Source organism: Bifidobacterium sp. ESL0822, from assembly GCF_052606675.1.
In genome coordinates, this window is record NZ_CP199596.1 from 914,247 (window position 1) to 935,827 (window position 21,581).

At 63.7% G+C, this 21,581-nt stretch carries 18 protein-coding genes; 5 read left to right on the forward strand and 13 right to left on the reverse strand.

Translation table 11 applies throughout. The annotated features are described in order from the left end of the window. Nucleotides 1-10 precede the first annotated feature (10 nt). Nucleotides 11-493: a division/cell wall cluster transcriptional repressor MraZ gene (gene mraZ / locus ACUIAF_RS03760; protein ID WP_110416964.1), complete on the reverse strand. Its 483-nt coding sequence runs from the start codon at nucleotides 491-493 to the stop codon at nucleotides 11-13. A gap of 277 nt (nucleotides 494-770) precedes the next feature. On the opposite strand from mraZ, the gene ACUIAF_RS03765 reads away from it, so the two are divergent. Next, entirely contained in the window at nucleotides 771-3,005 is a 2,235-nt protein-coding gene (locus ACUIAF_RS03765; RefSeq protein WP_445339065.1) for a HelD family protein, read from the forward strand. A 157-nt stretch (nucleotides 3,006-3,162) separates the two neighbouring features. Here the strand turns inward: ACUIAF_RS03765 and nrdR are convergent, their stop codons facing one another. Both nrdR and ACUIAF_RS03775 read right to left on the reverse strand, forming a co-directional pair. Continuing rightward, on the reverse strand, nucleotides 3,163-3,645 hold the full coding sequence (nrdR, locus tag ACUIAF_RS03770; protein WP_044090887.1) for a transcriptional regulator NrdR: 483 nt from the start codon (nucleotides 3,643-3,645) through the stop codon (nucleotides 3,163-3,165). 162 nt (nucleotides 3,646-3,807) lie between these two features. Beyond that, a complete protein-coding gene (locus ACUIAF_RS03775) occupies nucleotides 3,808-4,164 on the reverse strand; it encodes a LysM peptidoglycan-binding domain-containing protein (protein ID WP_160246207.1) in 357 nt (118 codons plus the stop codon). A 223-nt stretch (nucleotides 4,165-4,387) separates the two neighbouring features. Here ACUIAF_RS03775 and lexA point away from each other — a divergent pair, with 223 nt between their 5' ends. Continuing rightward, on the forward strand, nucleotides 4,388-5,203 hold the full coding sequence (lexA, locus tag ACUIAF_RS03780; RefSeq protein WP_415873471.1) for a transcriptional repressor LexA: 816 nt from the start codon (nucleotides 4,388-4,390) through the stop codon (nucleotides 5,201-5,203). 3 nt (nucleotides 5,204-5,206) lie between these two features. Here the strand turns inward: lexA and ACUIAF_RS03785 are convergent, their stop codons facing one another. From ACUIAF_RS03785 to hflX, 3 genes are all read right to left on the reverse strand, one after another. Beyond that, nucleotides 5,207-6,136 carry a cation diffusion facilitator family transporter gene (locus ACUIAF_RS03785; protein WP_445339066.1) on the reverse strand — a complete coding sequence of 310 codons (930 nt, stop codon included), beginning with the start codon at nucleotides 6,134-6,136 and terminating at the stop codon, nucleotides 5,207-5,209. Nucleotides 6,137-6,207: 71 nt separating this feature from the next. Then, nucleotides 6,208-7,170, reverse strand: coding sequence for an L-lactate dehydrogenase (locus tag ACUIAF_RS03790; RefSeq protein WP_046322674.1), 963 nt, complete (start codon nucleotides 7,168-7,170; stop codon nucleotides 6,208-6,210). Nucleotides 7,171-7,267: 97 nt separating this feature from the next. Continuing rightward, entirely contained in the window at nucleotides 7,268-8,725 is a 1,458-nt protein-coding gene (gene hflX, locus ACUIAF_RS03795) for a GTPase HflX (protein WP_445339156.1), read from the reverse strand. A 276-nt stretch (nucleotides 8,726-9,001) separates the two neighbouring features. Here hflX and ACUIAF_RS03800 point away from each other — a divergent pair, with 276 nt between their 5' ends. Genes ACUIAF_RS03800 through ACUIAF_RS03810 form a run of 3 tightly spaced genes read left to right on the forward strand, consistent with a single transcriptional unit; the run spans nucleotide 9,002 to nucleotide 14,585 of the window. Further along, the gene (locus ACUIAF_RS03800) at nucleotides 9,002-9,613 is read left to right on the forward strand and encodes a class I SAM-dependent methyltransferase (protein WP_445339157.1); all 612 of its coding nucleotides are present in this window, start codon (nucleotides 9,002-9,004) and stop codon (nucleotides 9,611-9,613) included. Beyond that, entirely contained in the window at nucleotides 9,610-13,701 is a 4,092-nt protein-coding gene (gene hrpA, locus ACUIAF_RS03805; RefSeq protein ID WP_445339067.1) for an ATP-dependent RNA helicase HrpA, read from the forward strand. Before ACUIAF_RS03800 ends, hrpA begins: the two co-directional genes overlap by 4 nt. Further along, entirely contained in the window at nucleotides 13,698-14,585 is an 888-nt protein-coding gene (locus ACUIAF_RS03810; protein ID WP_110416958.1) for a hemagglutinin, read from the forward strand. Before hrpA ends, ACUIAF_RS03810 begins: the two co-directional genes overlap by 4 nt. A 9-nt stretch (nucleotides 14,586-14,594) precedes the next feature. Here the strand turns inward: ACUIAF_RS03810 and glnA are convergent, their stop codons facing one another. From glnA to hisD, 7 genes are all read right to left on the reverse strand, one after another. Continuing rightward, a complete protein-coding gene (gene glnA, locus ACUIAF_RS03815) occupies nucleotides 14,595-15,932 on the reverse strand; it encodes a type I glutamate--ammonia ligase (protein ID WP_015021547.1) in 1,338 nt (445 codons plus the stop codon). A gap of 46 nt (nucleotides 15,933-15,978) precedes the next feature. Continuing rightward, the gene (priA, locus tag ACUIAF_RS03820; protein WP_445339068.1) at nucleotides 15,979-16,710 is read right to left on the reverse strand and encodes a bifunctional 1-(5-phosphoribosyl)-5-((5-phosphoribosylamino)methylideneamino)imidazole-4-carboxamide isomerase/phosphoribosylanthranilate isomerase PriA; all 732 of its coding nucleotides are present in this window, start codon (nucleotides 16,708-16,710) and stop codon (nucleotides 15,979-15,981) included. A 1-nt stretch (nucleotide 16,711) separates the two neighbouring features. Continuing rightward, a complete protein-coding gene (hisH, locus tag ACUIAF_RS03825; protein ID WP_015021545.1) occupies nucleotides 16,712-17,485 on the reverse strand; it encodes an imidazole glycerol phosphate synthase subunit HisH in 774 nt (257 codons plus the stop codon). Nucleotides 17,486-17,517: 32 nt separating this feature from the next. After that, nucleotides 17,518-18,270, reverse strand: coding sequence for a hypothetical protein (locus tag ACUIAF_RS03830; RefSeq protein ID WP_445339069.1), 753 nt, complete (start codon nucleotides 18,268-18,270; stop codon nucleotides 17,518-17,520). Continuing rightward, the gene (hisB, locus tag ACUIAF_RS03835) at nucleotides 18,267-18,869 is read right to left on the reverse strand and encodes an imidazoleglycerol-phosphate dehydratase HisB (protein WP_110416954.1); all 603 of its coding nucleotides are present in this window, start codon (nucleotides 18,867-18,869) and stop codon (nucleotides 18,267-18,269) included. Before hisB ends, ACUIAF_RS03830 begins: the two co-directional genes overlap by 4 nt. A gap of 99 nt (nucleotides 18,870-18,968) precedes the next feature. Beyond that, a complete protein-coding gene (locus ACUIAF_RS03840; protein WP_445339070.1) occupies nucleotides 18,969-20,117 on the reverse strand; it encodes a histidinol-phosphate transaminase in 1,149 nt (382 codons plus the stop codon). Further along, entirely contained in the window at nucleotides 20,114-21,511 is a 1,398-nt protein-coding gene (gene hisD, locus ACUIAF_RS03845) for a histidinol dehydrogenase (RefSeq protein WP_110416952.1), read from the reverse strand. The genes ACUIAF_RS03840 and hisD overlap by 4 nt, the downstream gene beginning before the upstream one ends. Nucleotides 21,512-21,581: the final 70 nt, after the last annotated feature.

Below are 21,581 nucleotides of genomic sequence, written 5' to 3' on the forward strand. Positions count from 1 at the left end.
AGGGCCTCCATCAGCAATCCACCGCCGGAAGAACATCGTCGGCAATATCGGCGTAACCCTGCTCCTTGCTATCCAGGTAGGCGGACCAGGAATCCTGATCCCATATCTCAGCACGGGTGCCCACGCCGATGACCACGACAGGGCCGGTCAGCCGTGCATAGGAGCGGAGCATAGGCGGAACCAGGATGCGCCCCTGCTTGTCTGGAACCTGGTCGACGGCGCCGGACAGAAATACCCTCAGGTAGTCCCTGGCTGACTTGTCACCCATGGAGGTGTGTTGGATGCGCACGGCCATCCGCCGAAATTCCTCGGTGGGCAGCAGGCTGACGCAGCGCTCCTGGCCGCGGGCCATGACCAGGCCCTGACCCAGCTGGGCGCGGAACTTGGCCGGCAGAGCCAGGCGGCCCTTGGAATCCATCTTGGGCGTATAAGTGCCCAGAAGCATGGGCGGCAGGGAAGGCGGGGCGGCATCTGCGTCGTATGTATCGGCCATGCCCCACCTCCAATGCCAGTTTGGTAACTGTGGGACGACCCCATCGGGTAGCGTCCCCTGCGCAACGCTCCCCACTTTACCCCACTTATCCCCATTACTCACCACCATGACACCACTACAGGCCCAAACTCAACCATTCGCCTCGGCAAAAGGTCCGCCTCGGCGTTTCGCCACCCGGCAAAGAAGGCGCGACCAAGTGTCTGCAAGGCCGGAAAAGTAGAGGTCGAGCGGTATATTGGATCATCCGATTTTTGAACATTGGACAGAACGGACACACATGTCGAGCTATTCCTCACAGCTGCATGAAGAGCAGGCGGCGGTGGACAGGGCCTACGGCCGTCTGGACGAGCTGCGGACGCAGGCCAGAACCAGACTGGACGCAGTCCGGGCCGCCGGCTCCCACGGATCCCCCACCCAGCGCACTGAGCGGGATTCCTTCGCCAACATGTATGAGGACCGGCTCACCCAACTGCGGGCTGTGGAGGACCGTCTGGTCTTCGGCCGGCTGGATACGGCCCAGGGCGGCCGACGATACATAGGACGACTGGGCCTGCTTGACAGCAACCACGAGCCCATCCTGACCGACTGGCGGGCCGAGGCCGCACGCCCCTTCTACGAGGCCACGCCGGCGGATCACGGCGACATCGTCATGCGTCGGCACATCACCCTCAACTTTCGCCAGGTCACCGGCATCGAGGATGAGGTTCTGGACCTGTCGGCCCCCGAGGTGGACAAGGCGGCCCAGGGCGGCACACTGGCCGGCGAGGGCGCGCTCATGGCGTCCCTGTCCAGCCGCCGGACCGGCCAGATGACCGACATCGTGGCCACCATCCAGGCCGAACAGGACCGAATCATCCGATCCCCCATGACCCGCCCGTTGGTGGTCCAGGGCGGTCCAGGCACCGGCAAGACGGCCGTGGCCCTGCACCGTGCGGCCTATCTGCTCTACACCCATCGGCGCCGACTGGAGAGTGCAGGCGTGCTGATCGTCGGGCCCAGCAACGCCTTCCTGCACTACATCGACCAGGTCCTGCCCTCCCTGGGCGAGACCGGAGTGCTCAGCCGCACCATGGGGGACCTCATCCCCGGCATCAGCACCGAACGCCGGGAGGACCCGCACATAGCCCGGCTCAAGGGGGACATCCGCATGGCCGAGGCCGTAGCCAACGCCGTCGCCGCCAGGGAGCGGGTGCCTGCCTCCCTGCCCACGGTCAAGGTGGATGGGGTTGCCGTCCCCATGCTGGCAGTCGACCTGGAACAGGCCCTGGTCGATGCCCGCCGCAGCCACCAGCCCCACAACAAGGCCAGGAACACCTTCGTGCGCTCGGCCCTGAACGCCATGACCGCCCGTTACGCCGAGGGAGTGGATTACGAGCCCGGAGCTGAGGAACTAGCCCGTGTCACCTCCCTGCTGCGGCTGAACGACCAGGTGCGGAGGACACTCAACCTGGCCTGGCTGCCCATGAACCCCCGCTGGCTGGTCAACGACCTCTGGTCCAGGCCGGACCGTCTGCGCCGGTTCGCCCCCTGGCTGACCCCTGAACAGATTGACCTGCTGACCCGGCAGGACGGCGCCGAACTGACCGTATCCGACATCCCCATCCTGGACGAGGCCATGGAACTGCTGGGCCCCGACCCCCGTCAGGCGGATCGAGACCAGGCTGAAAAGGCCCGCCGCGATGAGGAACGCCGGTTCGCCAGCGACACCCTGGCTCAGAACGGCATCGGAACGGGCATCGTGACCTCGCAGATGCTGCTGGATTCCATCAACGGCCAGGACGATACCCAGGCAGCTGCCCAGGCGGCCGCCGACCGCGAATGGGTCTACGGGCACATCGTGGTCGATGAGGCCCAGGAACTGACGGCCATGGACTGGAGGATGCTGGTCCGGCGCTGCCCCTCCCGTTCCTTTACCATTGTCGGGGACGTAGCCCAGACAGCGGCCCTGGGCGGCACCCGATCCTGGGCCTCCACCATGGATAAGCTTTTCGGCCCGGACGGGTGGGACCTGCGGCAGCTGACCATCGACTATCGCAACCCTCGTCAGGTATCCAACCTAGCCTCATCCTTCGCAGCCTCCGAGGGTCTTGAGGTTTCAACACTCAAGGCCGTGCGCGAGGTGGAAGGATCGGTCAGCCACCTAAGGGCAGAGGATCGGGCCAGCCTGCTGGACCAACTGCCCGACTTGGTGAGCAAATTGGCGGAACGTCATCTGGGCAAAGACGGTACCGGACGCCTGGCCATCATCGTTCCCGGCGCTCTGGAAGCCGAGGTCAGCTCGCGGCTGCATATTGATGAGGCTCAGGAGCATCAGATCACAGTCACAACCACCGGTCACACCAAGGGCCTGGAGTTCGACGCCGTGGTTCTGGTTGAGCCTGGGGCCATTCAGGATGAAGCCCCCTCCAGGCTGAGCGCGGCGGCCGACCTCTATGTGGCCATGACGCGACCGACCCAGGAGCTGGTCATCGCCCAGACTTCCGAGGATCAGAGGCTGCTGGACCTGGGATGACCTGCCTGGATGCCTGGCCTGTATCGTGCCTGGAACCCCCATTCAATTCGTTCTAAGCCGGTTACAGGCCAGCCCCGTCACGCATTGACGGAGCTCGCTTGCCTGTTGCAGTGTGGTTCTGTTGCAGTCAGAATGACCGATGCCGGAATAGCTGACTTCAGGACTGTGCAGTAGCAGACTGCTCTTCAGCCGACTGGTCTTCGGCGCGCAGGGTGTCGATGGCCTGCTGGAAGTCCTCCAGGTTGCTGAAGTTGCGGTAGACCGAGGCGAAGCGCAGATATGCCACCTCGTCCAATTCCCTGAGGGGTTTCAGGATGGCCCTGCCGACCTCTTCCGAATCAACTTGAGCCAGACCGCGTGAACGCAGATCCTCTTCAACCTGCTGGCCTAGGAGCTTCAGGTCATTCTCATCGATGGGCCTGCCCTGGCAGGCCTTCCTCACGCCAGAGATGACCTTGTCGCGGTTGAAGGGTTCGGCATTGCCTGAGCGTTTCATGACCAGGAGAATTGAGGTCTCCACCGTGGTGAACCGACGCGAGCATTGCGGGCACTCACGGCGGCGTCTGATGGCATGGCCGTCGTCGCTGATTCGCGTATCCACAACCTTGGTATCGGGATTCTGGCAGAAAGGACAGTGCATATTCAATATCATAGCGCCAAAGAACCTCAAGACCCACGTATACCGGGCCTATTAGCGTATAACCCTGGACAAACTCCTTGAATTCCGCTAGTACCTGCATCCAGACGACAAGTCATCGAAGCCCCGTCTTTAATCCCCTCCCCCGGATCGAAAGTCGCTGCATCAATCGTCGCCGGGAATCAGAATTCGGTCGCCAACGCGCAGATTGGGAGAGGACATGTTATTGATCTGCATGATACGATCTACGTTTTTAGCGACATCCTCCCCTTGCGGGGTGATTGAGGCCGCATAGGACCAGACATTGTCGCCCGGACGAACTGTTCTTGTGATGACCTCCTGCGGCCCCGGAGCGGAACTGGCCGGCCGAGCCATCCATCCGAACCCAGACAGGGTCAGAGCGCCGACGGCTAGGAAAACCCCGAATCTGCGCACGATGACACCCAGAAAACCCTGATTGGGCGGACAGGCCTTGACAGCTCCACGAAGACGGGCCGTGAAGGACGAGAACACAGAGCTCACAGACGCCAGGCAGGTCGAAAACAGGTTCAACGGCGCAGACATGCGGGAACTGGCATAGGTAGGAACAACCATCGCACACCTCTTTCGAACATTTGTTCTATCGAACAGATGTTCTCATTCTGACACCGCGATGGTCATTTGGCAAGGCTGATTCGAACATTTGTTTGATTTTTCACTTCAGGCAGGTTAGACTGGGTTCAGTTTCCCAGGAAAGGAGCCTATCGTGAGTACCATCCCCTTTACAGGGTCCACGGCCACGAGCTCCCTTAACCAGTCCACTGTCGCTGATAAAGCCGACTCGCAGGAAACCGCCTCAACCTCAGCCAAGTACAAAGCGAGGGAAAACTCCGCCGGCACTGAGAGCCCGAATCATGGCTCCAGGCCCAGGCTGACCGATCGCCAGGCCAGGGTGTTGGAGGCTATCAAGCGACACCTATCAGAGCGCGGATTTCTGCCCTCCTACAGGGAGATCGGCAGAGACGCGGGACTGCGCAGCACTTCTTCCGTCAAGCACCAGCTTCAGGTCCTGCAGGATCTGGGCTATATTCGTCTGACTGCCAACAAAGGACGCGCCATAGAGCTGGTCCAGGACCAGCCTGAGCCGACTGCGGGAACCGCCAGGATTGTGCCCTTCCCTGACGTACAGACCGACGAGGCCATCATGCAGTCCCGCGACGTGCCACTGGTGGGCAGAATCGCCGCCGGTCAACCCATTCTGGCAGAACAGCATGTGGACGATGTCATGCGCCTGCCCGAGCGTCTGACTGGATCCGGCGAGCTCTTCATGCTCGAGGTACATGGGGATTCCATGGTCGATGCCGCCATCTGCGACGGGGACTTTGTGGTCGTCCGCCGCCAGCAGGAGGCTGAGAACGGAGATATCGTCGCGGCCCTGCTGGACGATGGGGCCACGGTAAAGACCTTCCGCCGCGAGGACGGTCACGTTTGGCTGATTCCGCACAACCCTGCCTACTCCCCCATTGATGGCACCCACGCCGTCATCATGGGCAAGGTGGTCACCGTCCTGCGCAAAGTCTGAAGGCTACATGTCCAAATGCTCGCCGCTGCTGTCCCGGTGCCCCTGCGGTTCTATCTGAAAGGTCGTGTGTTCGACCGAGATAGGGAAATGATCGCGCAGACAGCTTTGCATGCTGGTCAGAATTCGTTCGTTTTCGACGGCCGAGGTGCTCTGACGCACAATCACGTGTGCCGTCAGCTGCGGCAGACCAGTGGAGACGCTGTTGGCATGCAGGTCATGAACCTCAAGTACGCCGGGCACACCCTCCAGATGCTTCCTGACCTTGGCCATGTCGAGGTCCGCCGGTGTCTCCTCAAGAAGTACAGAGATGCTGCTGGCCAGCAGTTTGATCGCGCGGGGAATCATCAGCAGGGCAATCAGGCCTCCCGCCACGGCATCGAACCCGGCCCAGCCTGTGACCATCATGACCACGGCTGATACCAGGACCGCCACCGATCCCAATGCGTCATTGACCACTTCGAGAAAAGCGGCACGCATGTTCAGGTTGTCCTTATGGCCGGAGGCCAGGACCAGGATGGACCCAACATTGGCAGCCAGGCCCAAGATGCCGAAGAAGAGCAGCAGCCCCTGCTGATGGACTTGGTCCCGTCCGGGCGACCAGAGCCGCATGACTGCTTTCACAATGGCGTAGATGCCTATAGCCAGCAGTACCAGAGCCCCGCCTGCCGCCGTGATGACCTCCAGACGGGACCAGCCCCAGGTTCGCCGGTTTGTGGGGCGGCGCTCCATCAACACCGCAGTGACCGTGGAGGCGATTAGTACAGCCATGTCGGTCATCATGTGCCCGGCATCGACCAGCAGGGCCAGGCTGCGGGTGACCAAGGCGCCAACGACTTCGGCCACGAAGACCGACCCCGTCAGAGCCAAAGTCGTCAGCAACTGTCGACGATGGGCGGATCCGCCACCCTGGATACCACTTTCATGAGCGCTCATGCATACCCCGATTCATCAGTCACCAAGGTATGTCACCGGGGGCTGCGAGGCAAGGGTTTTCCGTGAAATACTCAGAAGCCGAACTTGCTTGCCGTCTCTTTCAAGGTCTCGGCGGAACGCTTCAGAGCAGCCAGCTCGCCGTCGCTCAGCGGGGTGTTGATGTGGGTGTTGACCCCCTCGCGGTTGAGCACGCTGGGCACCGACATGCACACGTCGGAGATGCCATGGAAGTCCTCCAGGAGGGAGCTGACCGGCAGGATCCGGTCGGTGCCGTTCAGGATGGACTCGATGATGTCCACGCCGGACATGGCGATGGCGAAGTTGGTCGCCCCCTTGCCCTCGATGATCTGATAGGCAGCGTTCTTCACCTCCTGGTGTATCTCCTCGCGCTTGGCCGCGTCCAGGGGCTCATGGCCGGGCAGCTCCATCCAGTCGCACATGGGCACGCCGCCGATGGTGGCCGAGCTCCAGAGCGGGACCTCGGAGTCCCCGTGCTCGCCGGCGATGTATGCATGGACGTTCTTGACATTGACTCCGGTCTGCTGGCCGATCAGGTAGCGCAGACGGGCGGAGTCCAGGTTGGTGCCCGAACCGAACATCTGGTTGACCGGCAGTCCGGACAGCTCCAGGGAGACTCGGGTGACGATGTCGACGGGGTTGGTAATCAGCAGGAAGATGGCATTGGGGGCCACCTCGACCATCTGCGGGATGATGGACTTCATCATGTTGATGGTGGCACCGGCCAGGTCAAGCCGAGTCTGCCCCGGCTTCTGCCTGGCTCCGGCCGTGATGACCACCATGTCGGCGTCGGCGCAGATCTGCGGATCGTCCGAGCCATCGATGGTGACCGTGGGATAGAAGCTGGATCCGTGCTGCATGTCGCGGACCTCGGCCTCAACACGCTGGGCGTTGATATCCTCAAGAACGATCTCTCGAGCCACGCCGCGCTGGGCCGCCGAAAAGGCCAGAGTCGACCCCACGGCTCCAGCTCCCACGATTGCTAGCTTGGTTGGCTTGATTGATGATTCCGCCATATTCTATGGACCTCTCTTATCGGAACCCGCGAAACGGGTTTGCCGCTGACAACATACGTAGTCTACCCAGCATAGGTGACCTGGTGCGCATCTGCCCTTAAGAGTTCAGCCCGGCCGATGGCGTGTCACCCGCTGAAGCCTGCAAGGGCTTCTGGTCAATGGCCTGGTCAAGCACGGCGGCCGCCAGCCGGTCGTCCACATCAGCGCTCAGCGCAACCCCGTCGGCCCGATATTCCAATGACTCCACCCGTCCCATCTGCCGTACCTGCTCCAGCAGGGAGCCACTGGTGTAGGGCAGTATGGCCTGGACATGCACGGCGGGAGCGGGCAGCAGCTCCTCCACCCGCTTGCGCAGGGACTCCAAACCCTGACCCTGCTTGGCCGAAACCAGGAAGGCTTCAGGCTCAAGGTTGGCAAGCCGCTGCCGGGCATTCTTATCGATCAGATCCACCTTGTTGAAGACCAGCAGGCGGGGAATGGACTCGGCGCCGGGGATGTCTGCCAGCACGGCGTCCACAGCCCTGATCTGCCCGAAGGGATCGGGGTGGGAGCCATCCACCACATGGAGAATCAGATCGGACTGCCCCACCTCCTCCAGGGTGGATTTGAAGGCCTCCACCAGCTGAGTGGGCAGGCGGCGGACGAACCCGACCGTGTCCACATAGACGTAGAGCCGACCATCTGCCGCCTTGGTCCGCCTGACCGCCGTGTCCAGGGTCGCGAAGAGGGCGTTCTCCACCAATTCTTCGGATCCGGTCAGCCGGTTGGTCAGCGAGGACTTGCCGGCGTTGGTGTACCCCACCACGGCCACGGCCGGGAGCTGGTAGCGCCGCCGGGACCCACGCTTGACCTGGCGCGAGGGAGCCATCTGGGCTATCTGGCGCTTCAGCCGGGAAATCCGCCGCCTGATGACCCGACGGTCGGTCTCGATCTTGGTCTCACCCGGGCCGCGGGAGCCTATGCCGCCAGCCTGTCCTGCAGCCTGACCACCAGCCTGTCGGGAGAGCGACCCGCCCCAGCCGCGCAGCCTGGGCAGCATGTACTCCAGTTGGGCCAGCTCCACCTGTGCCTTGCCCTCGCGGCTGGTGGCGTGTTGGGCGAAGATGTCCAGAATCAGGGCCGTCCTGTCGACCACCTTGACCTTGGTGACATCCTCAAGCGCACGTCGCTGGGAGGGATGCAGGTCGTCATCGGTAATGATGGTGTCGGCGCCCAGCCGGGCCACGACATCTGCCAGCTCCTGCGCCTTGCCCGAACCCAGGTAGGTGGCTGGATCCGGCTTGACCCGTTGTTGAAGCAGCCCATCCAAGACCTCAGCCCCGGCGGTCCGTGCCAGGGCGGCCAGCTCTCGCAGGGACTCCTCGGCCTGGCCGACCGTGGTCCTCGAACCCGACCAGACACCAACCAGGACCACCCGCTCCAGACGGACCTTGCGGTACTCCACCTCGGTCACGTCCTGGAGCTCACCCAGCCCCTCGACATGGCGGAAGGCATTGCGCCGGCTGCGCTCCTCCCACTCCTGGTCCTGCCCGGCCCGCCCTTGACTGCCGGTCAGTACCTCGGACTTGTGAGAGAGCGGGTCCTGATGGGCATCGTCAACTGCTGAACCATGCTCTTGAGTTGGTTGTTCTTGGGTCAAAGGCACCTCTGCATTGATCTATGGACTGGGGAACGAATCCGGTATAGGCGGAATCATGACACAGTCTTTATTATCATCTTCTTAGCAGACATCAGCGGGTGCCCGAGGGACGGGCAGACTTCAAAGACGGACGGGATGGACATGACGCACAGGGACCATGGCAGCAGCCGGGGGCAATCCTCCAGGACCGGGATGGACGGAGGCGAACAGTACTTTGTAGCCCGTCCGGCCTCCCCCGACCACCGGCGGACCATCCAGGTCGAACTGGCCGGCCGCACCTGCCAGGTGGAGGTCTCCCACGGGGTTTTCTCATCGGGCAGGCTTGATCTGGGCACATCGGTCCTGCTCAAACGTGTTCCCCAGCCACCGGCAGAAGGCGACTTTCTGGACCTGGGCTGCGGATGGGGTCCCATCGCCCTGAGCATGGCCATGCAATCGCCCAAGGCCAACGTCTACGCTGTGGATACCAACCTGCGGGCCCTGGATCTGACTGCCCGGAACGCCAAATCCCAGGGCCTTGACAGGGTGCGCACGCTGGCCCCGGAGCAGGTGCCGGACGATCTGCGCTATGACCTGATCTGGTCAAATCCGCCCATCCGGGTAGGCAAGTCGGCACTGCACGACCTGCTGATGACCTACTTGCCCAGGTTGAAGTCCCAGGGCCGGGCCTACCTGGTGGTCCAGCGCAACCTGGGCGCTGACTCCTTGATTCCCTGGCTGGCTGAGGCTCTTGGCTCCGGCTGGACGGCAGAGAAGTATGCCTCGGCCAAGGGCTACCGGATCATCGAGGTGGGCCGGGCATGAGGTTCGATTATCCCGCCGAGCTCCCCATCAGCGCGGCCAAGGAGGACATCGTCCATGCCGTGCAGTCCTCCCAGGTGGTCATCGTCTCAGGCCAGACCGGCTCGGGCAAGACCACCCAGATTCCCAAGATCCTTTTGGAGATGGGCCGGGGCGACCACGGCCATCAGATCGTGCATACCCAGCCCAGGAGGATCGCCGCCAGAACCGTGGCCGAACGCATCGCCTCGGAGACGGGCACCCGATTGGGTGATCAGATCGGCTACCAGGTGCGTTTCACCGACAAGTCCAGCCGAAGCACCCGCCTGCGGGTGGTCACCGACGGGATCCTTCTGGCACAGATTCAGGGCGATCCCCAGCTGCGGGCCTACGACACCATCATCATCGACGAGGCCCACGAGCGCAGCCTGAACATCGACTTTCTGCTGGGGTATCTGACCGCCTTGCTGCCCAGACGGCCCGATCTGAAACTGATCATCACCTCGGCCACCATCGATTCGGTCAAGTTCCGCGACCACTTCGCCAAGGCCCTGCACACCCAGGTGCCCGTGCTGGAGGTCTCCGGCCGTACCTATCCGGTCCAGACCCTCTACGAGCCCGCCGGATCGGCACCGGCCCTGATGCGGCACGTCCCCGGGTTCGACTCCGAGGATGGACAGGACAGAGAGGATCCGGACATCCCCAAGGCAGTGGCCCGGGCCTGCGCCGAGCTGGTCATCCATTCCACCCATGTGGACGGCCCCAGGGACATCCTGGTCTTCGCTGCCGGCGAGCGCGACATCCGCGAGTACGAGACCGCCCTGCGCCGCCACTTCGGCCCGCGAACCTCCGACATGCGCCGCGCGGACGCCCTGGAGATCATCCCGCTCTTCGCCCGCCTGTCGGCCAAGGAGCAGCACCGGGTCTTCGAACGCCACGGGCATCAGCGCATCGTCATCGCCACCAACGTGGCCGAAACCTCCCTGACGGTTCCAGGTATCCGTTACGTGGTGGACCCGGGACTGGCCAGGATCAGCCGCTACTCCAAGTCGGCCAAGGTCCAGCGCCTGCCCATCGAGCCCATATCCCAGGCCTCGGCCGATCAGCGTGCGGGCCGTTGCGGACGTGTGGCCGACGGCATCGCCATCCGCCTCTATGCGAAAGACGACTATGACACCCGTCCCAAGTTCACCGACCCGGAGATCCTGCGCACCTCCCTGGGTTCGGTCATCCTGCACATGCTCTCGGTGGGCGTGGCCCATACGGCCGAGGACGTCACTGACTTCGGCTTCATCGATCCGCCCGACACACGTGCAGTCAGCGACGGCCTGCGGGAGCTGACCGAGCTGCAGGCCATCTCCCGCCAGCAGGGCCTCATCCGGCTGACCAATCTGGGACGACGGCTGGCCAGAATCCCCATCGACATCCGTCTGGGCAGAATGATTCTGCAGGCCGGTCAGGATGCCACCCCGGACACCCTGGCCGCCGTTCTGGTGGTCGTGGCCTTCCTCTCCCTGCAGGACCCTCGCGAGCGCCCGGAGGAGAAACGCGAGGAGGCCGATCGAATACATGCCCGTTACGAGGACCCCTCCAGCGACTTCCTGACGGCCCTGAACATCTGGAACCGCTTCTTCCCGCAGGACAAGGAGCCCTCCAACAGTGCCCTGCGCAAGGCCTGCAAACAGGAGTACATGGGCTTCCTGCGTATGCGACAGTGGCATGACCTCTACCGGCAGCTGGCTCAGATGTGTCGGGGCCTACACATGAAGGTGGGCTCCCCTGTCCCCGTCAAGGGACCGGATCAGGCTCTGCTGGCCTTGCCTATTGGGCAGCAGGCGGCCCAAGCCCTGGTCTGCTCCTGGGACGATCAAGGCATCCACCGGTCCATGCTGGCCGGCCTGCTCTCCAGTCTGGGAATGCAGGTGGTCCACGAACCCAAGGCCTCCGATTTCGCCGGCCTGCATGGCGCGGCACGGGCCAAGGCCATGAAGCGGGCGCGCCGGCAGGCCAAGAACGACTACCAGGGGGCGCGTGGCACGCACTTCGCCATCTTCCCCGGCTCTGCGCTCTCCAAGTCCAATCCGCCCTGGATCATGGCCGCCGAGCTGGTGGAAACCTCCCGGCTCTGGGCTCGCTGCTGCGCAGCCATCGACCCCGCCTGGGCCGAACCCCTGGCCAAATCCCTGACCAGAACCACTTATGCCGAACCTCACTGGTCGGCCTCCCGTGGTGCCGCGGTGGCAACCTCCAAGGTCCTGCTCTACGGCCTGCCCATCGTGCGCGACAGGACGGTCCAGTGGGCCCGGATCAACCCCGCCCAGGCCCGGGACATGCTGATACGCCAGGGCCTGGTCCAGGGCGAGGTGCGCGAGCGCTTCCCGCATGACGGCTTCATCCAGGCCAACCGGCAGGTGCTCAGCGAGGCCGGCGAGCGGACCAGCAGGACCCGCCAGATTACTGGCACCGTCACCGAGGAGGACCTCTACGATTTCTACCAGGAGCGCATTCCCCAGGAAGCCACATCCCTGGCCGCGCTGGGCTCTTGGTGGCGGAAGCACCACGATGCGGACCCACATCTGCTGGACTTCGACCCCGACAAGGTGGAGCGTCTGAACGACCAGTCCGCCTCCTACCGACCCGGGGACTACCCCGACCACTGGCACACCCTGGGCATCGACGGACGGCCCATGGATCTGCCCCTGACCTATCGTTATCAGCCGGGAGAGCCAGACGACGGCATCACGGTCCACATCCCACTGCACTGCCTGAACCAGCTGACACCTGGGCAGTTCAGCTGGACCGTGCCGGGCCTCCTGGACGACCTGATCACAGCCACCATCAAGTCCCTGCCCAAGGCACTGAGGGTCCAGTTCGTCCCCGCCCCTGACGCCGCCCGGACAATCCGCGCTTGGATAGACGGCCACTATCCCCTGCTGCCCGGCGCCGACCCTGCGTCGGCGGACCGGGCCACCTACGGGTCAGCGGACCGGCCTGCGGACGAAGATGGCAGCAATGCCGGAGCCATTCCCGCCGGGGGCTGGCCGGACTTCGAGCAGGCCTTCACCGCCGCAGCCATAGACACGGTCGGAGCCCAACTGCACCCGGAAGTCTTCACCCAGGCCAGGCTGGAACGGCTGCCCGACTACCTGAGGCCCACCTTCCAGGTGGAGGAGGATCGACGCCAGGGCCACGGCAGTGGCCACAAGGGCCGGAGCCACCCCAAGGTCCTGGGCCGGTCCAAGTCCCTGACCGACCTGCAGCGCGACCTGGCCGGACAGGCCCGGCAGTCGGCCCGGTCCCGGGTGGACTCGCAGGCCAGCAAGGCCGCCCGACAGGGCCAGGTGGTCAAAAGCGCCGACCTGCTCCATCAGTCCGGCGCCACCACCAAACCGCGCGAGGAACTGATCTGGCAGGCTGCCTTGGACAAGCTCCATCTGCCTGCCCAGAGGATCTCCTCGCGTTGGCTCAGCCGAGAGGCCCTGATGCTGGCCTCAGCCCCCTACCCGGACACCTCCGCCCTGGCCGAGGACCTGCAGATGGCCACTGTAAAGCGCCTGATCCCCCACACCGAAGCCATCACCGACGACCGGACCCTGCAGGAGGCTGTAGCCGGCGTCAGCCAGGTCTACGAGGACACCGTGTATCAGGTGGCCAAGGATGTTGTCGCTATTCTGGAGACTTCGGCCCAGGTGGACAAGGCCGTGTCTGGCCCGGCCGATCTTCCCCTGCTCTCGGTTCTGCAGTGGATACGCCAGCATTCGGCCAATCTTGTGGCCAAGGGCTTCATCGGCGCCGACCCGCCGTATGCCCTCCCCCGCCTGCGCACATATCTGAAGGCGGACCTGATGCGGCTGAACAAGGCCCGCAGGGACAAGGACCGTGACGTACGATGGGCATGGCAGGCGCAGACCGCCCAGGATCTGGTGGACCAGGCGGCCAAGACGGCCCTGGCTCTGCCCGCCGGTCCCGGACGAGACCAGGCCATGGACCGGGCACAAAGGGGACGTTGGATGATGGAGGAGTACTTCGTCTCCATCTGGGCCCAGGAGCTGGGGACGGCCATCCCTGTCAGCCTGCAAAGAATCAGGAAGGCGCTGGAAGGAAAACCATGAGCACAAGTCCATCGGGACGAAGACGCAGGGGCGGCAACAAACGCGAACGGATGACCCTTCGCCGCGCGCAGACCCTGGGGGCCGCCCTGATGGCCATAGTCCTGGTGGTCGCCCTGTGCATCCTGGCCGTCCGCTTCGTCTCATACCGGCTGATGGTCGGCCGCGTCATCCGCTACCAGGAGCAGCTCTCCCAGGAGTATGTCTTCAATCCAGGCAGGATCATCACCGATCACCGCTTCCATGACACCGTGGACATGAACGCCGACGATGTTCAGGCCTTCTTGGACCAGAAGGGGGCGTCCTGCAACGGATCCACTTGTCTGCGCAACCTGCGGATGGACGTCCCCGACCGCCCCGGTGACGATCTATGTGATGCCTACAAGGGCGGCAAGGGGCAGAGCGCGGCCCAGATCATTGACGGGGCCGCTCGCTCCTGTGGGATAAGTCAGAAAATCCTCCTGACCATGCTGCAAAAGGAGCAGCATCTGGTAGCCACCGACCAGCCCGCCACCCAGGTCCAGCTAAAGTCCGCCATGGGCCTTTCCTGCCCTGATGGTGCAGATTGCGACGCCCGCTACGCCGGTTTCTTCAACCAGGTCTACGGGGCCGCCCATCGATTCCGCTACTACCAGGCGCACCGGGATCAGTACGCTTACAAGACCAAGGCCCTGAACGATGTTCGCTTCAGCCCCGATGCCTCCTGCGGCAGCGGTAAGGTCTACATCGAGAACGATGCCACTGCCCTGCTCTACATCTATACGCCCTACCAGCCCAACGAGGCAGCGCTGCGGGCAGGCGACGGCGAGGGCAATCGCTGCTCAAGCTATGGCAACCGCAACTTCGTCATCATCTACAACAGCTGGTTCGGCCGATCAGACCAGTAAGCCCCGGGTTCAAAGCCTGGGCAGGTAGTAGGCCAGCTCGTAGGGGGTGACCTGACGACTGTACCCGGCCCACTCCCTGTGCTTGTTGCGCAGGAAGTACTCGAAGGTCTGCTCGCCCAGCACCTGGGCCACGAAGTCCGACTTTTCCATGACCTTGAGCGCCGCATCCAGGCTGTCAGGCAGGGGCTCGATGCCCATGGCCTGCCGCTCGGCGTCGGTCAGCTCCCAGACGTCGTCGCTGGTGGGCTCGCCCAGGGTCATCTTCTGCTCGATCCCGTCCAGGCCCGCAGCCAGCAGCACCGAGTAGGCCAGGTAGGGGTTGGCCCCCGGATCCAGCCCGCGGAACTCCATCCTGGCCGAGTTGCCCTTACCGGGCTTGTACTGGGGTATGCGCAGAAGAGCGGACCGGTTGTTGTGCCCCCAGCAGACGTAGCTGGGCGCCTCGGCCCCACCCCAGAGACGCTTGTAGGAGTTGACGTACTGGTCGGTCACCGCGCAGATCTCGGCCGCATGTGCCAGTATGCCGGCGGCGAACTGCCGGGCCGTCTGGGACATGTTGAACTCCTGGCCCACCTCGTAGAAGGCGTTGGTGTCCCCTTCGAACAGGCTCAGATGGGTGTGCATGCCCGATCCCGGCTGGTCGGTGAAGGGCTTGGGCATGAAGCTGGCATAGATTCCACGCTCCAGTGAGATCTCCTTGACCACGGTCCGGAAGGTCATGATGTTGTCGGAGGTGGTCAGGGCATCGGCATAGCGCAGGTCGATCTCGTTCTGTCCAGGCCCGGCCTCGTGGTGGGAGTACTCCACCGAGATGCCCATCTGCTCCAGCATGTTGACGCAGGCCCGGCGGAAGTCCATCCCCGGGCTGCGGGGCACGTGGTCGAAGTAGCCGCCCTCGTCGATGGGGGTCGGGACCTGGGACCAGTCGTCCTGGTTCTCAAACAGATAGAACTCGATCTCCGGATGGGTATAGAAGATGAAGCCCTTCTCCTTGGCCTTGGCCAAGGCCCTCTTGAGCACATGCCGGGGATCGCCGCTGCTGGGCTCGCCGTCCGGGGTGAGCACGTCGCAGAAGATCCGTGCTGTGCCCTGAGGTCCGCCCCTCCAGGGAAGAATCTGGAAGGTGGACGGGTCGGGCTTGACGATCATATCGTCCTCGGAGACCCTGGTCATGCCCTCGATGGCCGAGCCGTCGAAGCCCAGCCCCTCCTCGAAGGCGACCTCCAACTCGGTGGGCGCTATGGCCACCGATTTCAGGGTGCCCAAGACGTCGGTGAACCAGAGACGAATGAACCGGACATCGCGCTCCTCGACAGTGCGCAGCGCGAACTCCTCTTGCTTATCCATAGAGCTTATGCTCCCATTCCTATATTTCGCAGACTTGCTTGTAGCGTTAACAATGCCCCGAGACCAGGTCCAGCGCCTGCTCCAGGGTGAAGGCCCCCTCATAGAGGGACTTGCCCAGGATGGCGCTGTCCACGCCCCGATCGGCCAGATCCAGGATCCGGCTCAGGTCATCCAGGCTGGATATACCTCCCGAGGCGGTCACCCTGGCCGGAGTCCGGGCAGCCACCTGTCCCAGCAGATTCAGGTTGGGACCGGTCATCATCCCGTCGCGTGTCACATCGGTGACCACATACCGGCTGCAACCGTCCCGGTCCAGCCGATCCATGGCCTCGAAAAGATCCCCGCCCTGTCTGGTCCAGCCCCGGGCGGCCAGGGTGTGTCCGCGCACATCCAGACCCACGCAAACCCTCTGCCCGTAGCGATTCAGGACCCGGCTTGTCCATTCCGGGTTTTCCAGGGCCGCCGTACCGATGTTGACCCGGGTGGCACCGGCATCCAGGGCCGCCTCCAGACTGGCGTCGTCGCGGATACCGCCACTGAGCTCCACCTTGACGCGATCCCCCAGCTCGTTGACCAGGGCGGCCAGCTTGTCGCGGTTGTCGCCCGTGCCGAAGGCCGCATCCAGATCGACCAGGTGGAGCCACTCGGCACCCTGGTCGACCCAGGCCTTGGCTGCATCGGCAGGTTCCCCGTAGACTTTCTCGGAGCCGGAGACCCCTTGCTTCAGGCGGACCGCCTTTCCGTCGCGGACATCGACAGCGGGTAGGAGCGTCAGCATCTCATTCACCTTTCTCGCAGGGGCGTCCGGAAGCCCCGGGAAGGGTCCGCACCCAATTGGTCAGCAACCGTGCGCCGGCCTGGCCGGACTTTTCAGGATGGAACTGGGTGGCGCTCAAGGGACCGCACTCATAGGCCGCCACGAACCTGCTGCGTCCATAGGTGGCCCAGGTAACCAGCGGTTCACCGAAGGAGGTGCCCTGTGAGGTCTTGTCAGATGCTGGTTGGACTGACCCTGGCCGCGTTTCACCCTCTCGGTTGAACACCGATACCCGCAGGGACAGATCGGGCTGTGCCACGCTGGCCCGGTCATCTCCCTGCGCCGCCATGGCGGCATAGGAGTGGACGAAGTAGAAGCGTTGGTCCTGGACCCCTGCCAACAGTTGTGTTCCCTGAGGCGCCTGGACATGGTCCCAGCCCATATGGGGCACCACATCGGCATCCAGCTCGGTCACCCGCCCGGGGATCAGGCCCAGACCGGGCTCGCTGCGACCGTCCTCGTCCCCGAACTGGAACATGATCTGAAGACCTATGCAGACCCCAAGAACCGGCAGGCCCTGGGCCAGGCGATCCAGGATGATGCGGTCTCCGCCGACAGCCCGCAACCCCGCCATGCAGGCCCCGTAGGCCCCCACGCCGGGAATGACCAGGCCGTCGGCCTTCATGGCCAGGTCCGGGTCGGCGCTGATTCGCGCATCAACCCCAAGCTGGGAGAGGGCATGCACCATGGATCTGACATTGCCGAACCCATAGTCAAGCACCTGTATCCTGGTCATGTTCCTCCTAGCCAAGCCGTTTGCTTGTTCGATTACTCGACACGACCCTCGCGAGTCGATCCGCCGGCCCCGAACCTGGTATGCGAGGCGATGATGCCCATGGCCTTCTCGCGGTTGTACTCCCCCGAGTCGAAGATTAAGGCCCCATCCTGGCGCAGCCTGTCCACCGTAGTGGTCCCGATCATCAGGTCCTCCACAAAGTCGGCGGTGGCGGCGAAGAGGATGGGCGGGGCAAGCGTCTGCCCCGACTGCCCACTGATCCAAAGGGTCACTTCGAGTTTGTCGGCCCGGTTGACCGCCAGAATGGCACTGAGCCCGGATACGACCGTAGTCAGATCGCGAATGGCTGCCTCAGGGCCGTCCCCGTCCAGATTTCTAAGGACGGCCACGGCACCCTCACGGGCCTGGATGCAATAGGCAGATATATCAGATATCTGGCAGAAGGCCGCCAGAAGCTCTGCCGAAGCCAGGCGAGTCACCATGACTGCGGCCTTGGCCCTGTTGCCGATCAGGCCTTCAAGCTCCTGATCGAAGTCTGCCGCAACGCCATCAGCCTCGTCCGGTTCCACCGACGAATGGTCAGCGGGCTCGGAATTCAGCCCAGCCTCGTCATCCACGCTCGATCCGGAGTGCTCAGACAGCTGATCCGCTTGGTCCTGGCCCTCATTGAACTCGGCCTCAAAGCTGGCCAGGGCCCGCTCGACCTCCTCCTCGCTCAGATGATGGCCGAAATCCGGCAGATCCTGATCCCTACTGTCATTGTTGTCGTATTCATCAGCGCTCATAGCGACCCCTTGGTGCTGGGGATGCCCTTGACCCTGGGATCAGGCTCCACTGCGAAGCGCAGAGCCCGGGCCAGGGCCTTGAATTCAGCCTCGGCGATGTGGTGCGGATCCCTGCCCGACAGGAGGGTCAGGTGCAGGCAGATGCCGGCATGCATGGCGATGGACTCCATGACGTGCCTGACCAAGGAACCGGTGAAGTGCCCGCCGATCATGGCGTACTGGAACCCCTCAGGCTCACCGGTGCAGACCGCATAGGGCCTGCCCGAAATGTCGACCACGGCTCTGGCCAGGGCCTCGTCCAGGGGAACGGTGGCGTCGGCGAAGCGCTTGATGCCCCGCTTGTCCCCCAGGGCCTGGGCCAGGGCCTCGCCAAAGACGATGGCCACGTCCTCGACCGTGTGATGGACGTCGATCTGGGTGTCCCCGCTGGCCTTGATGGTCAGGTCAATCAGGGAATGCCTGCCCAGGGCCGTCATCATATGGTCATAGAAGGGCACCGAGGTGTCGATGTCGGTCACCCCGGTGCCATCCAGATCCAGACTCAGGCTCACCTTGGACTCACTGGTCTGGCGGGTGATGGTGGCTGTTCTGCCTGCCATTGCTGCTCCTCCGCTTTCTGCCGCGCACTCCAGTAAGCACTGTGTCTTCTGCGCAGCGTCTAGACCACCAGCATAGCCGTCCCGCTGGTCTGCATCCTGCTAGAACCGCTTGAGGACATGGACCAGGGTTTGGCGGAATCGCTCCATCTCCGAGTCCGTGCCCATGCAGACCCTCAGGTAGCCTTGGGGACCCACGGCCCGGATCAGCACCCCTTCATCCTTCATGGCCTCGAAGACGGCATCCCGGTCGGGGAAGGTCCCGAAGAGGATGAAGTTGGAGGCCGAGGGGACCACGGTCAGGGGCCGGCCGTGGAACTTCTGCCCAGCCAGCCACTCGGCGGTTTCCCGACGGGTCTGGCGAAGCTTATCGACCCGAGCCAGTTGGAGGTCCGTGTGCTCCAAGGCAGCCAGGGCCGCAGCCTGGGTCAGGGCACTCAGATGGTAGGGCAGCCGGACGATGCGGACCGCGTCTACTATTCCCTGGGATGCAGCCAGGTAACCCACCCTGGCGCCGGCGAAGGCGAAGGCCTTGGACATGGTCCTGCTGACTGCCAGGTGGTCGTACTGACCGATCAGGCTGACCGCCGAGGGCGTGCCCGGGTCCCGAAACTCGATGTAGGCCTCATCCACGACCACGATGGGCCGGGCGGACGGGTCCGCGCCCGTCACAGGGACCTGAGAGCAGACCTTCAGGAGCCTGGTCAGCTGATTCATAGGCAGGGGCGTCCCTGTGGGATTGTTGGGACTGGTCACCAGGACCATGGCGGGCCCCAGCTCCTTGATGCGCTGGATGGTTTTATCCATGTCCAGGCTGAAATCGGGCAACCGGTGGGCCAGCTCCCAGTCGGTGAAGGTGTCCCGGGCATACTCGGGATACATGGAATAGGTGGGGTCGCAGCCCAAGGCGATCCTACCCGGCCCGCCGAAGGCCTGGAAGAGCTGGAGCATGATCTCATTGGATCCGTTGGCCGCCCAGATCCACTCGGGTGGGAGCGAGGTACCAGACTCCCTCTTCAGGTAGACAGCAAGAGCCCGCCGCAGGTCCTCATGTTCCCTGTCCGGATAGCGGTTGAGGCCGGGGGCCGCCTGGCGGACACGCTGGCAGATGGCATCGACCACCTCCTGGTCCAGGGGGTAGGGATTTTCATTGACGTTCAGGCAGACCGGGACATCCAGCTGGGGGGCGCCATAGGGTTCTTCACCCACCAGGTCGGTACGGAGCGGAAGATCTGCTGGTATGGCACTCACAGCAAACCGGCCTTCTCCTCGTTGGCTTCCAGGTCGGCCTTGTCGTAGGGGTCGTCCAGGAACCGGCTCAGGATGCACTCGCCATGGGCGGGCAGATCCTCGGATACGGCGAAATCGTTGATCTTGGCTGCGATGGGCTTAAGCCCTTCCTTGCCATATTCGATGACTTCGACAGGCTTCATGAAGGTGTGGACGCCCAGGGCCACGTCGAACCGGGCTGTGCCGCCGGTAGGCAGGACGTGGTTTGACCCGGACATGTAGTCGCCCAGGGGTACAGGAGAGTAAGGACCGCGGAAGATGGCGCCAGCGTTTCGAATCCGGTCGATGACGGCATCGGGATCGGCCGTCTGAACCTCAAGATGCTCGGCGGCATAGGCATTGGCCACGTCGATGGACTGGTCGATCCCGTCGGTCAGAATGATTCCCGACTGATTGCCGCCCAGGGATGTGCGCACCCGGTCGGCATGCTCGGTCCGAGGCACCCTGCGCCCCAGGGCCTCCTGAACGCCCTTGGCCAGTTCCGGGCTGTCGGTGATCAGCACCGAGCCTGCCAGCTCGTCATGCTCGGCCTGTCCGATCAGGTCTGCCGCCACCCAGTCGGGGTTGGCCTGCCCGTCGGCAAGAATGGCGATTTCCGTGGGTCCGGCCACGGCGTCAATTCCCACCATGCCGGAGACCATCTGCTTGGCTGTCGCCACAAAAATGTTGCCAGGGCCCGTGATCTTGTCGACCGGGTCACAGAGAATCTCCCCGTCCTGGGGCTCGGATCCCCTGGCCCCGTATGCGAACATGGCCACGGCCTGGGCGCCGCCCACGGCATAGACCTCGTCCACTCCCAGGATGGCGCAGGTGGCCAGGATGATGGCCGCCGGCAGACCCCGAGGGTCGTCGGATGCGGGCGGAGTGGCCACGGCCAGGGAATCGACGCCGGCAATCTGGGCGGGCACCGCGTTCATGATGACCGAGGAAGGATACAGGGCCTTGCCTCCCGGCACGTAGAGGCCTACGCGCTCGATCGGAATCCACCGCTCGCTGACCCTGGCACCGGGTGCCAGGTCGGTGGCCATGGGCTTGGGCACCTGTGTGGTGCAAACCTTGCGGATGCGGGTAACGGACTCCTCTATGGCTGCCCTGACCTTGGGATCCAGCTGCTCCAGGGCCTCCTGCATGGCCGATGCCGGAACCCTCAGATCATGAGGACGCACATGGTCGAACTTCTCCTCCAGGTCGCGCAGGGCCGCCGCCCCATGTTCACGCACCTGGTCCAGTATGGGCTGCACCTGGGCGCTGGCCTCCCGGGTACCCATATCGGCTCGGGGCATGGCGGCGAGGAGTTGGGCGCGGGACATGGTTTTCCCGCGCAGATCCATGGTTCTCATCATGAGCTTTGACATACTTCGATGGTAGTGAACTTTTGTGACGCCAAAGCCAGCGACTTACCACCGTCCCAAATGGTGAGATGGT